This is a genomic window from Marinobacter sp. (assembly GCF_046484525.1).
Lineage (GTDB): Bacteria > Pseudomonadota > Gammaproteobacteria > Pseudomonadales > Oleiphilaceae > Marinobacter.
Genome location: NZ_JAWOIS010000054.1, coordinates 1 through 14,936, shown reverse-complemented (window position 1 = coordinate 14,936; position 14,936 = coordinate 1). Strand labels below are relative to the sequence as shown.

The window sequence follows — 14,936 nt, the reverse complement described above, 5'->3', positions numbered from 1 at the left end:
AACGATACCGCCTCAACTGTCACGGCTGGTCATTACGGCGGCCCGACCTCGCAGGCCAACACCAGCGCCCAGAACTCGGAAAAATCGTTGACGACCACGTCCGGCTTGTCTGGGTGCTTATGGGTACCCGGGAAGATCTTGTTGAGCCAGGGCAGGTCCCACTGCGCTCCATTGAAAAACACGGAAGTCATCCCCGCCCGCTTGGCGGCAATCACGTCCGTGGTGCTGTCTCCGACATACCAGACACTGGGATCCGGCGGGTAATCCAGCTTCTGGACCGCCAGTAGCAGCTGGTCGGGATGGGGTTTGCGCAGTGGCGTGTCATCCCCGCAAACATCTACATCGAACAGATGCGACCAGCCAGTGCCTTCCACCGCATCCAGTTCGTGCTCGAAAAACTCCCGGTCTCGATTGGTGATCACCCCTACCAGGATGTCCAGTTTTCTCAGCCCCTCGAGCACGTCCCTGACCCTGGGCTCGAAAGCCTTAACGGTGCCATAGTGGTTACGGTAATGGTGGTTGAAGGCCTTGTGGGCAATCTGCTTGGCCTCCTGATTCTCGCCAAACAGTACTTCGAAAATATCCGTACGGGAGATCTTCCGGTCCGCCTTGACCTTAGGATGCAACCTGGCGAACTCGCGCACATAGGACACCAACCGGGCATCCTCAAGGGTCTTGCTGTCCTCTGGTGCCACCATCCGGTCCATGAGGTCGAGTTTGTGGAAATCCGGCAGCATGTCATCCACGGCGTGATACATGGCGTCGAGGGTATCCACCAGGGTTGCATGCCAGTCGAACAGCACCACCGCCGGGCGAATCAACCGGACCACGGCCGGGTGCCAGTCCGGCTCGATTCTCGGTTCCGGGCGTTCCGGGGGCGGGAATGGCCTGGGCCGGACCTCGGCCGGGGTCTGGGTAAAGGCATCCGGTTCCTGGCGCTCCAGCAGCGCAAGCAGGTTGAGCAAATCCTCGAAGCTGTCCAGGATGGCAGTCGGGGCATCCCGTCTGGTGAACCAGCTGTCGATGCGGCCCTGCTCCCAGCAGGCGCCGTTGTAGAAGACTCCGGAGACCCCGGCCTTGTGGGCAGTGAGCATATCCACGTAGCTGTCACCCACGTACCAGGCCCGGCTGTCGGCCGGCAGCTCGAGCTTTTCCAGGGCCTTCAGGATCACCTGGGGGTCCGGCTTGTACTCGGTCACATCGTCGGCGCACACGGTGGCATCGAACAGGTGCTGCCAACGGCCCTCATCCACCATCTTGAGTTCCTTGTCCAGAAACTCCCGGTTGCGGTTGGTGGATACCGCCAACCGGATGCCCATGGCTTTCAATGCCGACAGGTATTCATAAGCACCCGGCTGGAAGGGTCTCACCTGGCCGAAATACTTGCGATAGGCAGTATTGTAGGCCTGGTGGGCGATCAGCTTGGCTTCCTTGTCCTCACCGAAGATCGCATTGAAGATGTCGGTTCGCGAGACCCGACGCTCGGCCAGGATCCGCGGATGCAGGCGCCGGAAAATCCGGATGTAACGCACCAGCCGGGCATCATCCCGGGTGCGGCATTGATCCTCCGGTAACAACCGCTCCACGAGGCCAAGTTCTTCCAGCTGCGGCAGCATCTCCTCCATGGCGCTGAACATGGCATCGTGGGTATCCACCAGGGTGCCGTGCCAATCGAAAATCAGGACCGAAGGAGCCGGTATCGCCTCGTTGAATCGCGCCATCTGGAGTCTCCGCACTGGAACTGTTTTTACCCTTGCAATCCGGACCGCAGGGGTTAAAACTCGGTGTTGTATAACAAAAAAGATAAACCCGGTTGGCTGCGATTGCACACAGAGTGGTTTCCATGCCCGATATCGGCCTCCTGGCCCCCTATGATTTTTCACCCCTGACAATACTCAGTTTCGCGCTGGTACTGGCAGGCTACGGCTACGCCCTGTTGCACATGGCACCCGAGCAACGCCCCGGCTCCGTGCGCATCGTTACTTTCGTGGTCGGGGTACTGCTGTGTTACGGCGTCATGCAGACCCGTTTTGATTACTATTCCCAGTACATGTTCTTTGTACACCGGGGCCAGCACCTGATCCTGCATCACCTGGGACCGTTCCTGATTGCCCTGTCCAATCCGTTACCGATCTTCCGTTTCTGGCACGAACAAATGGGGCCCACCCTTCGCTCCTGGCTACGCCCACTGGGCTGGGTCTACCGAATCCTGCAGCAGCCGGTGATTGCCGCTGTCCTGTTTGTCGGCCTGATCTATTTCTGGCTATGGCCACCGATCCATTTCGACGCCATGCTTTCGCGCCAGCTGTACTGGACCATGAACTGGAGCATGCTGCTGGATGGTCTGCTGTTCTGGTGGCTGATGTTCGATCCACGCTCACCGGTTCTGACCAATGCGCTGGGCTACGGCAAACGCATCCTGATACTGGCGGCAGTGGCCATTCCCCAGATGGTTCTCGGTGCCTGGATCGTGTTTTCCCGGGGCATGGTGTATGACGTTTACGAAGTATGTGGCCGGGCCTGGCCCATGGCGCCGGAAACCGACCAACTCCTGGGAGGTCTGCTCACCTGGATTCCCCCGGCGATGATGAGCGTCATCGGTATCCTGCTGATCCTGCGCCGGGCCATGCACGAGGACGGCAGAGTTGTGAAGCCATCAAGACTGGCGGGAGAGAATTTATGACAAAACGGCTGTTGCCCCTGATCCTGACTGTTTCGGTTCTGGCGCTGACAGGCTGCTTCGGAGATGAAGAGCAGTGGCATGGCAAGGATATCTCCGATCTGATGCCGGAACTCGAATTCGAACTCGCCGGCTCCGGCGGCCAAACGGTTACGCCGGAGGATTCCGAGGGCAACATCCGATTGCTCTACTTCGGATTCACCTCCTGCCCCGATGTCTGCCCCACCACACTCACCGATCTGCGCAAGGCCGTGAACCAGTTGCCAGAGGACTACCGTGACGATGTCACCACGCTGTTCGTTAGTGTTGATCCCGAACGGGATACGCCGGAGCGCCTCGCAAGCTATGCCAATTTCTTCGGCGATTACGTCGTGGGGCTGACCGCTGCGGAGCCGGAGCTACGCGCCCTCACCAAACGTTATCGAACCACGTTCGGCTATGACGAGCCGGATGCCGATGGCAACTATAACGTTTCCCACAGCAGTGCGGTCTATGTCTTCGATCGTTCTGGAAAAGCCCGTCTGCTGCTCCGTCCCGGACTGACACCGCAGCAGGTCAGCGAGGATCTGGCGCACCTGGCCTCGGAGTCCCGCAGCTGAGACTTGACCCTGTAGTAGCTACAGGCTTTTAACTCCCTGCCAGATCTTCAGACCAGGTGAAAAGGCATGCACAGCCACCATGACCACGGGCACAGCCACGCGAGTCATTTCGATACCCACAGCCGCTCGTTCGCACTGGCCATCGGGCTCAATATTGCCTTTGTTGCCATTGAGGCTGTCTACGGTCTGCTGTCCGGTTCTCTGGCACTGTTCGCCGACGCCGGCCATAACCTGAGTGATGTTCTGGGCCTGATCATGGCCTGGGCAGCCAGTTGGCTGGCCACTCGCAAGGCCAGCGATCGGAACACCTACGGCCTGAAAAAATCCACTATCCTGGCCGCGCTGTTCAATGCCCTGTTCCTGATTGCGGCAGTTGGCGGCATTGCCTGGGAAGCCATCCGTCGCTTCAGCGAGCCGGCGGAGGTTGCCGGCACGACCGTCATTGTCGTTGCCGGCATCGGTGTGCTGATCAATGGTCTGACCATGCTGCTGTTCATGAAAGGTCAGGAAGGCGATCTGAACATCCGCGGCGCGTTCCTGCACATGGCCGCGGACACGGCTGTGTCCATCGGCGTGGTGGTTGCAGGACTGGTCATCCTGTACACCGGGGAGAACTGGATTGACCCCGTGGTCAGCCTGGTGATCGCCGCAGTCATCTTCATCGGCACCTGGCAACTGCTGAAAGATTCACTGAACCTGGCGGTGGATGCGGTCCCAAGGGACATCGACCCAGAGGACGTCTTTGCCAGTCTCAGTCAGCTGCCGGGCATCGAGTCAGTGCATCACCTCCACATCTGGGGTCTGAGCACGACCGAAAATGCACTCACCGTGCATCTGGTCAAACCCGACCCCCGGGATGATGACAGGATGCTCGAGCAGGCCACCGAGATGCTGGCCCACGAATTCAACATCCAGCACGTCACCATCCAGTGGGAACGCGTCGCCAGTCATTGTCCGAACATGGCCTATTGCTGAGGGCAGGCTGATCCCCGTTCACCTTGCGCAGGAAATGAGCCCTGGACAGACCCCACCGGATCAGTTGTCGCTGTTTGACGGATCAGTCGCTTTCCTCGTCCTTTGCCTCCGGCTCGGCTTTCTCCATTGACGGCAGCACCAGCACCGGGCAGGGCGCGTTCACCGAGACATACTCCACGGTGGCCCGGCGCAGGGGCCAGTGGCCGCTGCTACCACGGGACACCAGGACCAGGAGATCGGCACACAGCTGGCCGGCCAGCCCCACCAGCTTGTCACCGGCGGTGCCCGCCACCACATGGAAGCTGGCGTTACGATTCAGGGGCAGGTATTTGCGAGCGAGCAGATCCAGCATTTCGCGGACCTCGGCTTCCTTCTGTTCCGGCGCGTCCTCTGTCACGTGGGGGAAAAATCCGCCACCGCCGGGGCTATAGACACTGGCAAGGTGAAGCTCCCCGTCCTCGGCCAGCAGATCCACAGCGGCCTCCAGGGCACATTTACCCTCGCCGTCATCTTCCGGATCAATGGCGATCAACAGCTTCCGATACATACTCGTTCTCCTGTTTGGTTTCGGCGGTGGCATCCACTTCCGGGAAGGCTCTTCCCTGGACCAGGGCTTCGACGCTGTAACCACGGTAATCCGCTCTTAGAGCCCGGAACAGTGACACAGCCATGAAGATCAGCAGAATGCAGAAAGGCAGGCCCAGTGAGGTAATGACGTTTTGCAGGGCATCCAGTCCGCCGGCCAGCAAGAGCGTAGCGGCAATCACACCCTGCGCTGCCGCCCAGAAGATCCGCTGGCGCACCAGTGAGGGCTGATCGTCTCGTCGGGTCAGCAGATCGATGACCAGGGAGGCGGAATCCGAGGAGGTGGTAAAGAAGATCACGATGATCACCACACTCAGCCCCGACGCCACTTCTGCCAGCGGGAAGGCTTCCAGAAAGGCGAATATGGCCACGGAGGGATCCTGCTGAACCTGCTCCGCCAGCGCCACCGTGCCGTTCATCTCTACCTGGATGGCGGATAAGCCGAAAATACCGAACCAAACCAGGGTGAAAGCAGTGGGCGCAAAAAGCACACCCCCGACAAATTCACGGATGGTCCTCCCCCGGGAGATCCGGGCAATAAAGATGCCGACGTATGGCGCCCAAGAGATGGTCCAGGCCCAGTAGAACAGAGTCCACTGTCGCTGCCAGTCGCTCTCCTTGAAGGTTTCGGTCCAGAATGCCAGCCAGGGCAAGGCATCGAAGTAATCGCCTACGCTCTGAACCATCCCCTCTGCAATGAAAACCGTCGGCCCTACAGCCAACACAAAGGCGAGCAAGACCATGGCCAGCAGGATGTTGAGCTGGGACAGCCTGCGCACCCCCTTGTCCAGCCCCAAGGCCACGGATGTGGCAGCAATGCTGGCAATGACGGCAATCAGAATGACCTGAACCAGACCAGTGGATGGTACGCCAAACAGGTAGTTCAGGCCGCTGTTGAGCTGGAGCGTCCCGAGTCCCAGAGAGGTAGCCACGCCAAACAGGGTACCGAGCACAGCGATCACATCCACCGCCCAACCCCAGGGTCCGAAGGCCCGCTCTCCGAGAATCGGGTAAAACAGACTACTGATGCGCATGGGCAGATTATGGCGGTAGGCAAAGTAGCCGATCGCCAGGCCAGGCATGGCGAAGATGGTCCAGGTATGCAGCCCGAAATGGTACAGCGCAACGGTCATGGCATCACTGGCTGCACGCTCGGAGCCGGGCTGTACCCCCTCGAACGGCGGGCTGGCGAAATGGGAGACCGGTTCCGCCACACCCCAGAACATCAGAATCGTGCCGATGCCGGCGGCAAACAGCATGGTGAACCAGGTCAGGTTGGAATAGTCCGGCCGGCTGTCATCGCCACCCAGGCGGATGGTGCCGTAGCGGCTCACCGCCAGGCCCAGCAGGAACACCAGCAGGGAGGTGACCGCGAGGATGTAAAACCAGCCAAGATTGCGGGCCACCCAGCCGGTCAGCAGGCCGAAATACTCGGTCACGGCCTGATCAAAGGGCACCGCCAGGGCAACAAACAGCGTTGCCACCCCGGCAGAAGTGAAAAATACTCCCGGTATTGTCTGCAGCCCCAATCGACGTTGCAGCGGTTCCAGCACGCAAGCCTCCGCATTCCGAAAATCGATAAAGATGCCTCTCAACCTAGCACAGCTGTCAAACCGATTGGGGAACCGGGATCAATTTGCCTCAATTACTGTTTCTGTTCAGTTGCCGCTGATGCTGTAGCATCTGCTCCATCATCAACTGCATCTGATCCATCCGATCCTCCATGAACTGCAAACGCTGATCCGGCGACATGCCAGCGGCATTACCCTGGCGATTACCCTGGCCAGGCTGATTGTTCATCATGCCCTGCCCCTGGTTACCACCCATCATGGCACCGGAGCCTCCCATCATTCCCGGGCCCATCATGCCTCGGTGCATCAACTCCATCTGGTCTTCCATGGCCTCCCAGTGGTTTTCAAGGAAGCGCTGACGCTCCTCCGGTGATCCTGCGCCGGGCATCTGCTGCATGAATCCATTCATGCGCGACCAGTTCTGCTGCATTTGCTGCCTCTGGTCCTGGTCCATCATCATTCCGGGACCATGGCCCTGAAAGTTACCCTGCTCGCCATGAGCAAACGCCCAGACAGGAGCGGCCGCCAGAACGGTGCATGCTGCAAGCTTTCTGATTGAAATCATCATCATTCTCCATCGCGTGGGTCAGAACATTCATCCCCATTTAGCGCTCAAGAGCTGAATTCAACCTGAATTTTTTGACCGATCCGGCAGCGAATTGATCTCGCTCAAATGATTCCGTCCATTTACCGACGGACCAGCGAATTCAGAGCGTTCAGTCACCGGCCAAACCTTTCGCTTTCCAAAGGTAGTAACCCACAGGAATCACCAGAAGAGCCAGAATCACGGCACTGATCATTCCGCCATCCATCGGTGCGGCAATCCGTCCCATGACTTCGGAACCGGTCCCGCTACCGACCATGATAGGCACCAGCCCGCCGATAATGGCGGCTGCCGTCATCATCACGGGCCGCACCTAAAATATTTCTATTTCTGAAAAGATCAATCACTTAAAAACGACTTTATTTAAATCATTATTGCCAAAAAACAATTACCGATTGCATACATCAAAAGAAAGGCAATCGTTGAAAATATACTCGTTTAACAAGTAAATCTTTGATTATTTTTATTTGAAGTCGCTCAACTTCCACCATCATTATTTTTCTGAGGTCTCAAACTAAGCCATCCAAGAAACATCCATCTGACCACATATAACGACATCAGTGGCAAGATCACCCACTGGATAAGCGGTAATATTCCCGTGCCGGTCCATGAAAGCACCGGCATCAGCTCGCTATAAACCCACCTTTCACCCGCTCCTGTTGCCCAGTACTCAAAAACGATCGCCACAAGCAGTCCAACCGAAAAGTAAGTTGATAGATTTATCCGGTTCCAACAGTTCGCCACCCAGAACCAGTCTCTTGAAACCCACGCGGTCAATGTGTACGCACCGAATGCTATGTTGGCATCACCGATGGTTGCACGCGTGCATAACCAGACCACATCCCAATGACCGGCCCCGCTCATACCGGAAAAAAACGGGACCTGCAGCATCTCCCAGACGAAGTGCAGAAAAAAGCTGACACCCCAGATCATCGAGGCAAGCGCAACGGCGGCCCGCCGCCGGTATCTGACATTCAGAAAAACCATTGAATCTCCATTAGCCCAAGCGGTTCCAGTCTCCCGTACTCGCTGTCCTGGTCACCCCCGAACCATTGGGCTCCGGCAGTGAAATAGATCTCTTGGCTCAGCGGCAGTATCCACGTGGATCTCGGGTAAAGCACCCAACTGGCATCATCGACGTTCTGGATGGTCACCACCCGGTACTGCCAGAACGGATTGATATCCTGCCATACCAGTAGTCCGGCATAATGGCGCCCGGCATACAGGGGCTGTGCGGACACAAGGTTGGCCAGACGTGTCATTCCCGGCGCTACCGGCTGACCGTTATGGAAATATTCAACGGCCAGATTGAGCCCGTTGCGAAGTGCCCAGTTCAGGTCCACTACCCCCTGCCAGTAACTGTCAGCCGAATCTGGCTTGCTCCAGACGAGTTCGGTACGCCAACCGATGCCAACCAATGAGCCACTGCCGCTGACACCCGCTTTGGTGACGTCGGCGAACTCGCCCATCATCACGCCGGCATCGACCCCGGCGAAAAAACGCTTGGCCCGTGCCGCCGTGCTGGCATTCTGGTCCCTGTGTTGCGGCGCATGCACGGCGCTGATCCGGCCCGTTGCCCCCCAGGACCTGTCCCATAACAGTGCGTCCACGCCGATGCGCTCATCGGGCTCCAGTTGGAGTGGGCTGACAGGATTGAGGATGTCCATGGGGTTCCAGATCAGGGCGGTTGACCAATTCACCTGCTGGCGGCCAAACCGGAAATCACCGACCGGCGAGCGCCACTGTATCGTGCCACGGTACAGTTGATGGCGCGCCAACAAATCTCCCGATTCATGCACGTCCCCCCGAAGATTCCAGTAGCGCGGATCGGGAGCATCCCTGAGCAAGGCAAACTCCGGGCTGTCCAGGAAACTGCCTGTCACCAGTTCCAGGTCGTAGGCCGCATCGACAACCCAGTCCTGATATCGGTAACGGGGCTCAATACGCAGGCGGGTAAGGTTTGAGAAGTAGCGATTGTCGTCAATCAACGAGCGCGAGCCAGCGCTCAGATTCTTGAGCGATCCCGAATGGCTGAAGTCCGCCTCAGCGCCTGAAGCCAGCATTAGCCAGGCCATCGCGGCCAGCATCAGCGGAGATCGCCTAACCATGCCGGATGGCCTCCACCGGATCCAGTCGCGAGGCACGCCAGGCCGGATACAGCGCCACCAGCACCGAGCACAGGAACAACAGCAGGCTGGGAAGCCAGACGTGATCGAAAATCAGCACCGGATAGATCCGATCGGTGATGCCGGGGATGGCTTCCAGTGCACCGCTGATTGAGGACAGATCAATGCCGGTAGTGCCAAGCCAGTAGACAAGTAGTCCGCCAACCACCGTTCCTGCCAGCATTCCCAGTATTGCGAGAAAGAACGCCTCAAACAGAATCGTCAGTTGCAGTTGTCCCCCTCTGGTGCCCAACGCCAGCATCACGCCCAGTTCCGGGGTACGTTCCATCACTGACATCACCATGGTGTTCATGACACCTATGGCGACCACCACAAAAACCACCGACAGGATGAGATAGAAATCCACCTGGCTCATTTCCACCATCTGCACAACCACCGGAAGCAGGGTTTCCCAGCCCTGGGCCACCAGTCCGTCGTTGGTCAGAGGCAGCGACTGGTTCAGGGTTCTTGCCAGGGCCGCACTCTCTGCTCGGTCTGACAGCCTCAACACGATCCGCGAGACTTCGTCTTCCAGCAGGCCACCCAGACGGCGGGCTGCGTTGCTATCGGTGAAGACATACTCGGTGTCGAACAGGTCACTGCCAGTGCGATAGATACCGCGAATGGCCTGGGCACTGGAGGCAATATCTCCGCCAGCCTGCTGGACCGTAATGACCAGCTTGTCCCCCAGCCGGGCACCCAGCTCCTCGGCCAGTTTCTGGCCAATCACAATTCCCGTCTCCCCGGATTGAACGTAAGTGCCCTGCTCCATGTATCCAGAAAGTTCCGTAACCGCCCTCTCCTGCTCCGGTGCAATACCCACCAGTTCCACCGGCAGACTCTTCCCGGGGTTTGCCACCATGGCACGCAGCACTACCCGGGGTGCGGCCGCCTCAACCTCAGGACGCTCCTGCAACTGCTGCTGCAGTGCCTGACTGTCGGCAATGCGTAAAGCTGGCGACAGGTCGACGTCGTGGCCCTGCGCCATCACCTGCACATGCCCGCTGAGCTGCTGTGTCGAGTTGTGGATCATCTGCTCGAAGAAACCATCGGCAAAGGCATACAGGAACAGATAGGCAGCCAGCCCGAACGCGGTGGCCGAGGCGGTGATTACGGATCGTCGTGGATTGCGGAATACGGAGCGCAGTGCCATTTGCGCGAATATCAGCAGTCGATGATCAGACGTCACCTGCCAATGGATCCGGCGGATACGGTTGATCACAGTGCGACGTGCGCCCATTGCCTCCAGTGGGCTGTTGCGACTGGCTTTCCAGGCCGGGATGGCCGCTGCCAACAGAGCCACCGATATGACCACGATGCCAATCACCACCAGACGCTGGAATTCGATGGTGGGATAGACGATACCGCTCAGGCCCGGCATGGTGTCCATGGCCTTGATATAGGCGCTGAAGTCCAGCCCATGGGTACCGAAGTAGCCCGTCAGCGACAACCCCAAAACCAGACCCAACAGGTATCCCAGACCCGCCAGTATCGCTGTCTCCAGAAGCACCAGCCAGACAATTCGGCTACTGGGTGTACCCAGCGCCATCATCACACCGAATTCCCGGCCACGCTCCAGCACCGACATCAGAATGGTGTTGACGATGCCGGCCGCCACCACCACAAACACCACGAAGATCACGATGTAGGCGACGGCATCATGAAAGGCGACCATTTGCACCAGCGATGGCATCAGCGCCGGCCACCCAAGGACCTCCACGTTGCGGGCCTGCATCTGATTCCGCAAGCCTCCAACCACCGCTTCGAGCCGGTCGGAGTCCTCTACGCGGGCGGCAATCTCGGTAAACCGCCCCTGGAAGGCATAGAGTGCCTGGGCGGACGCCAGGGGCATCTGGACCACGAAGCCATCAATTCGCTTGATGCCGGTTTCAAAAACACCCACCACCTCGAATCGGTCTGCGCCAATGGAGCCGTCCGCCGCCTGGACCACCAGCACCAGCTCGTCTCCCGGAGAGGTACCCAGGGCACTGGCGGCATCCACGCCCATAATGATCTCATTGCCCCCATCCAGATAGCGGCCCATGACAATCGACCGATCCAGCCGGGTGACCGTTGGCTCGATTGCGCTGTCGACCCCCATTACCTGCAAGGCCCTGGACTGGTCGCCATGGCTGGCCAGTGCGTTGCCTGTCACCCTCGGTGTGGTCGCCGCGACACCGGTTACGGCTGACACCTCCTGGGCAAGGTTCCAGCGTTCGGCCAGGGCAATGTTCATCTCCCGGTCGTCGTGAAATCCACGCTGATGCACTTTAAGGTCGCCGGTCACATAGCCGGTCATGTTGTTGATCATCTGGGCATTGATGCCGTCGATAAACGCCCACAGAAACACCAGCCCGCCGACACCGACGGCCACCGACAACAGCGTAATGCCGGTACGCCGACGATTGACCCGAAGATTGCCAAACGCCAGTCGCAGCCAGGCGATCACGGCCGGCGCTCCTCGCGCTCAATAGCACCATCCCGGAGATGGATCACCCGTCTCGCCCGCTCCATCACCATCGGATCGTGGGTGGAGAACACAAAGGTAATCCCGTGCTCGGCGTTAAGCACCCGCATCAGATCCAGCAGCGCCGCACCGGTCGCGGAGTCGAGATTGGCGGTGGGCTCATCGGCCAGGACAATGGCGGGTTTGCTGACGATGGCCCTGGCCACCGCCACACGTTGCTGCTGGCCGCCAGAGAGTTCGTGGGGCAGACGTTGCTCCATTCCCTGCAGCCCGACCTCCGCGAGAATTCGCTGTGCCTCGGCTCGTCGTTCCCGAAACGGAACACCGCGAAGCATGAGCACATACTCAACATTCTCCTGGGCGGACAGCACGCCGATGAGGTTGTACTCCTGAAATACAAAGCCAATCTTCCACAACCGCAGAATGGTGCACTTCTTGCGGCTGAGCCCCGTAATTTCCTCGCCCGCCACCTGAATATGGCCGCTGTCCGGCTCGTCCAGGGCACCGATCTGGTTCAGCAGGGTGGTCTTGCCCGACCCCGAAGGCCCCACCAGCGTGGTGAACTCACCGGGCTCAATTGCCACCGATACGTCATTCAGGGCTTTGACGGCGATGGAGTCCTGCCGGTAGATCCGCGAGACATTCTGCACATTGACGATGCTCATGGCGGGGACTCATTCCAGGTTGCGCAGACGGCGCAGTGAAAAAAGGGACTCGTCCAAAGGAAGATCGAATTCGATGGATTCAATTCGGATGACTGTGCGGGATTCGGGATTATCCGCATCAACCATGGTCCAAAGCGTCGGTATCCGGCGCCCGTCCATGGTTTTGATCTGGTCATAGGTCAACTGTTTGACGAGCTGATCCCGCTCCCCAAAGTAAGCCACCGACATGGGGATAGCGTCCGCGCGAACCTCAAATTCAAGCCGGCTCCAGACTACCGGTGCGTCGGGCCTCGGGGTTGAAACGACCCGATACACAGGTAGCTCGCCGGAATCATCCATCCCGGCCAGCTCATGGATATAGTCGTCGACAAACGAGCTTTCCTTGACCAGATCATCGTTACTGAAGTTGGACCCCATCCAGGGCTGCAGCATCATCGAGGGCGGTATTTTGATGGTACGGTCCACTTTGGGGAGGTAGTTCCACATGGCATCGCCGATTCTCAGCGATCCAACCCCCGCTTCCTTTTTCGGCGAGTGAATACGGATCAGGGTGTGATCGGGCCGGTCCATCCAGGCTTCCAGCCTCAGCTCCCGGGTCCAGTACTCACTTTCGATACGCATGACGTACTGACCGTGGTTACTGTCTGACCAGAGGGTCTGCTCCATGCCTTCGATCAAAGAGACAGCGGAGGGAGTCGCCGCGAAAAGACTCCCCGACATCAACAACAAAACAGGAGTACTGATCCCGATTCTCATTGACCAAAACCCCGCTCAGGTATCGCCAATGTCATTTTATAACGCCGATCCATGACAGCTCCCTTGATGAATTGAATAGAACCCAAATCCGTCACCGGGTGGTAATCGATATCTGATGACCGACCCCCTCCAGGGGAACCTCATTTACAATGGCAAGGGATAGCGGATCGAGTACCCAAAGCTTTGCCTCAGCACGACTGGTAACCAGTATTCGTCCATCGAAAGGCGAAACCGCCAGGTGGTAGGGGGCAGGAACCAAGGGCACACTTTTACGCGCATCGAGGGTAAGGTCTATGCGAACGATCCTTTCATCCCCCTGACTGGTGGCGAAAAGAGCCTGCCCGTCAGCACTCAGACCCAGGCCATGAGGCGCTTCACCAATTTGGTAGCGTGCCGTCACGACACCGTCAGGAAGGCTGAGTTCAAGAGCCTCACCGGAGGCGACATCATTGATGTAAAGATGGTCGCCGTCTGGAGCGAGCGCCATGTGCTCCGGCCTCCCGCCCATGCGTACATTACTCTTCACGAACCAGTTTCTCGTGTCCACCTCACTAATCGTGCCATTACCGGTATTACTGACATATAAAGTCTGGCCGTCACCCGTCGTTGCTATGTAGTTGGGAGAGGGGCCTGTGGCGATCACTTCAACGACCTTTCCGGAATCCAGATCAACCACACTGATACCGCCGCCCATCGGATGTGTGGACACCGCGTAACGACCGTCCTCTGTTACCAGAACATGGTGCACTGGCCCCGGTACTTCGAATACCCGGTCAATGGCGTTCGTGCTGGTGTCCACGACATAAACCCGACCGGTGCCGGTTAATTCCGCAGCTCCGGTACCGCCTCCCCCGTGATGGGCGGCATGATCATCCTCCGTGACGCCCTCCGGACGCTTGGGCAGCTCCTGATTGTCATGGGCAGTCAAGCTTCCCACAACGAGGTAGCGGCCATCCGGAGTCAGCGCAGACCCATGGGTATTGACCGTACCGGAGATCGTCGATGTCAATCGGCCGGTTTCCAGGTCCATTACACCCACAGAATCGGTCGTTCCCATGGGAATAAAGGCATGATTCCCGGCTGCCGACACCGTTAGTGAAAGACTCATCAAAATCAGGGCGGTCAGACCCGACAGCCAAGGCTTTCGCAACTGAAGTTTCATAAGATCACCTTTTGGTCAGAAGCCGGAATAAAAGAAATGACTCAAGCTGAGTTCAACATGCCAAGCTGAAACAGAACTGAAAGCCACGCCCCAAAGATATATCTGCTTGACCTCAATCAAATCCTCGACCATCCATCGGAAACAACGATTCCGTCGTTTGACGTATGACCTGCTTAAAAGTTTTACACTATTCTCAGTGTTCCAAGTTGTGCCAACGTGTAGCCAATCAAATCATGAAAACTGACATGTCCTCGCGCCAACTGCTTGCAGCCCTGCTGGGTGTTTTGCTGTTGACAGTGTCCCGGCATGGAAACCGGTCGGAAGGAGGATTACCAGGTGATTGCCTTCCACGCCAACGGGCAGCAGAGCGTGTTCCGCGAACATAGCGCTTACTGGGAAGCTATCTGGACGAAGACCGGAATAACATTCACGTTAGAGCATTCGAATGCCAGATCCTGCTCTCCGGGGGCATACCGAGTTTGCTGAGGGTTGCTCTTGTTGGGCTGGGGGTGCTTGGCTAGTGTCCCGTCTGGTTAATTCGCTGACCTACTGAGCCACTGAGAGCCTTGAGAGCAAGGCGCGATGGCGAAGGTTTGGTGGTTCCAAATCGAGTCAGAGCAACGCAGCTATCAAGGCTCTCAGTGGCTCCCGAAGGGCGCGGCGCTGGGGCCCCTGACCGGTGTTGCCAGCACTTGATGTGGAACCAC

At 58.2% G+C, this 14,936-nt stretch carries 13 protein-coding genes and 1 pseudogene; 3 read left to right on the top strand and 11 right to left on the bottom strand.

The features are described from left to right. Nucleotides 1–32: 32 nt before the first annotated feature. Entirely contained in the window at nt 33–1,721 is a 1,689-nt protein-coding gene (locus R6W86_RS11800; protein ID WP_410329559.1) for an HAD family hydrolase, read from the bottom strand. Between the two features lie 122 nt (nt 1,722–1,843). On the opposite strand from R6W86_RS11800, the gene R6W86_RS11795 reads away from it, so the two are divergent. The 3 genes from R6W86_RS11795 (at nt 1,844) to R6W86_RS11785 (ending at nt 4,254) form a co-directional block, all read left to right on the top strand. After that, the gene (locus tag R6W86_RS11795) at nt 1,844–2,683 is read left to right on the top strand and encodes a cytochrome c oxidase assembly protein (RefSeq protein WP_410329558.1); all 840 of its coding nucleotides are present in this window, start codon (nt 1,844–1,846) and stop codon (nt 2,681–2,683) included. Beyond that, entirely contained in the window at nt 2,680–3,279 is a 600-nt protein-coding gene (locus tag R6W86_RS11790; RefSeq protein WP_410329557.1) for an SCO family protein, read from the top strand. Before R6W86_RS11795 ends, R6W86_RS11790 begins: the two co-directional genes overlap by 4 nt. A 66-nt stretch (nt 3,280–3,345) precedes the next feature. Further along, entirely contained in the window at nt 3,346–4,254 is a 909-nt protein-coding gene (locus tag R6W86_RS11785) for a cation diffusion facilitator family transporter (RefSeq protein WP_410329556.1), read from the top strand. 82 nt (nt 4,255–4,336) lie between these two features. Here R6W86_RS11785 and R6W86_RS11780 read toward each other — a convergent pair whose 3' ends face one another. The 10 genes and pseudogenes from R6W86_RS11780 to R6W86_RS11735 form a co-directional block, all read right to left on the bottom strand. Beyond that, nucleotides 4,337–4,801, bottom strand: a complete 465-nt coding sequence (locus tag R6W86_RS11780; protein WP_410329555.1) for a universal stress protein — start codon at nt 4,799–4,801, stop codon at nt 4,337–4,339. Beyond that, nucleotides 4,773–6,392: a BCCT family transporter gene (locus R6W86_RS11775; protein ID WP_410329554.1), complete on the bottom strand. Its 1,620-nt coding sequence runs from the start codon at nt 6,390–6,392 to the stop codon at nt 4,773–4,775. Before R6W86_RS11775 ends, R6W86_RS11780 begins: the two co-directional genes overlap by 29 nt. Before the next feature lie 88 nt (nt 6,393–6,480). Continuing rightward, complete coding sequence (locus tag R6W86_RS11770) at nt 6,481–6,975, bottom strand: hypothetical protein (RefSeq protein WP_410329553.1); 495 nt, start codon at nt 6,973–6,975, stop codon at nt 6,481–6,483. 151 nt (nt 6,976–7,126) lie between these two features. Then, nucleotides 7,127–7,327: pseudogene (locus R6W86_RS11765) on the bottom strand (efflux RND transporter permease subunit); the annotation flags it as partial. 164 nt (nt 7,328–7,491) lie between these two features. Continuing rightward, a complete protein-coding gene (locus R6W86_RS11760; RefSeq protein WP_410329552.1) occupies nt 7,492–8,001 on the bottom strand; it encodes a hypothetical protein in 510 nt (169 codons plus the stop codon). Beyond that, nucleotides 7,989–9,122, bottom strand: a complete 1,134-nt coding sequence (locus R6W86_RS11755) for a hypothetical protein (RefSeq protein WP_410329551.1) — start codon at nt 9,120–9,122, stop codon at nt 7,989–7,991. Before R6W86_RS11755 ends, R6W86_RS11760 begins: the two co-directional genes overlap by 13 nt. Beyond that, nucleotides 9,115–11,628: an FtsX-like permease family protein gene (locus R6W86_RS11750; protein ID WP_410329550.1), complete on the bottom strand. Its 2,514-nt coding sequence runs from the start codon at nt 11,626–11,628 to the stop codon at nt 9,115–9,117. The genes R6W86_RS11755 and R6W86_RS11750 overlap by 8 nt, the downstream gene beginning before the upstream one ends. Beyond that, a complete protein-coding gene (locus R6W86_RS11745; RefSeq protein WP_410329549.1) occupies nt 11,625–12,311 on the bottom strand; it encodes an ABC transporter ATP-binding protein in 687 nt (228 codons plus the stop codon). Before R6W86_RS11745 ends, R6W86_RS11750 begins: the two co-directional genes overlap by 4 nt. 9 nt (nt 12,312–12,320) lie before the next feature. Next, nucleotides 12,321–12,977, bottom strand: coding sequence for an outer membrane lipoprotein-sorting protein (locus R6W86_RS11740; protein ID WP_410329548.1), 657 nt, complete (start codon nt 12,975–12,977; stop codon nt 12,321–12,323). A gap of 181 nt (nt 12,978–13,158) precedes the next feature. Next, nucleotides 13,159–14,229: a YncE family protein gene (locus R6W86_RS11735; RefSeq protein WP_410329547.1), complete on the bottom strand. Its 1,071-nt coding sequence runs from the start codon at nt 14,227–14,229 to the stop codon at nt 13,159–13,161. Nucleotides 14,230–14,936 lie beyond the last annotated feature (707 nt).

Excerpts from the sequence above, each read along its gene's own strand:
- R6W86_RS11770 (WP_410329553.1), bottom strand. The coding sequence starts at position 6,975 with ATGATTTCAATCAGAAAGCTTGCAGCATGCACCGTTCTGGCGGCCGCT.
- R6W86_RS11755 (WP_410329551.1), bottom strand. The coding sequence starts at position 9,122 with ATGGTTAGGCGATCTCCGCTGATGCTGGCCGCGATGGCCTGGCTAATG.
- R6W86_RS11735 (WP_410329547.1), bottom strand. The coding sequence starts at position 14,229 with ATGAAACTTCAGTTGCGAAAGCCTTGGCTGTCGGGTCTGACCGCCCTG.
- R6W86_RS11760 (WP_410329552.1), bottom strand. The coding sequence starts at position 8,001 with ATGGTTTTTCTGAATGTCAGATACCGGCGGCGGGCCGCCGTTGCGCTT.
- R6W86_RS11800 (WP_410329559.1), bottom strand. The coding sequence starts at position 1,721 with ATGGCGCGATTCAACGAGGCGATACCGGCTCCTTCGGTCCTGATTTTC.
- R6W86_RS11780 (WP_410329555.1), bottom strand. The coding sequence starts at position 4,801 with ATGTATCGGAAGCTGTTGATCGCCATTGATCCGGAAGATGACGGCGAG.
- R6W86_RS11790 (WP_410329557.1), top strand. The coding sequence starts at position 2,680 with ATGACAAAACGGCTGTTGCCCCTGATCCTGACTGTTTCGGTTCTGGCG.
- R6W86_RS11785 (WP_410329556.1), top strand. The coding sequence starts at position 3,346 with ATGCACAGCCACCATGACCACGGGCACAGCCACGCGAGTCATTTCGAT.
- R6W86_RS11740 (WP_410329548.1), bottom strand. The coding sequence starts at position 12,977 with ATGGAGCAGACCCTCTGGTCAGACAGTAACCACGGTCAGTACGTCATG.
- R6W86_RS11745 (WP_410329549.1), bottom strand. The coding sequence starts at position 12,311 with ATGAGCATCGTCAATGTGCAGAATGTCTCGCGGATCTACCGGCAGGAC.
- R6W86_RS11795 (WP_410329558.1), top strand. The coding sequence starts at position 1,844 with ATGCCCGATATCGGCCTCCTGGCCCCCTATGATTTTTCACCCCTGACA.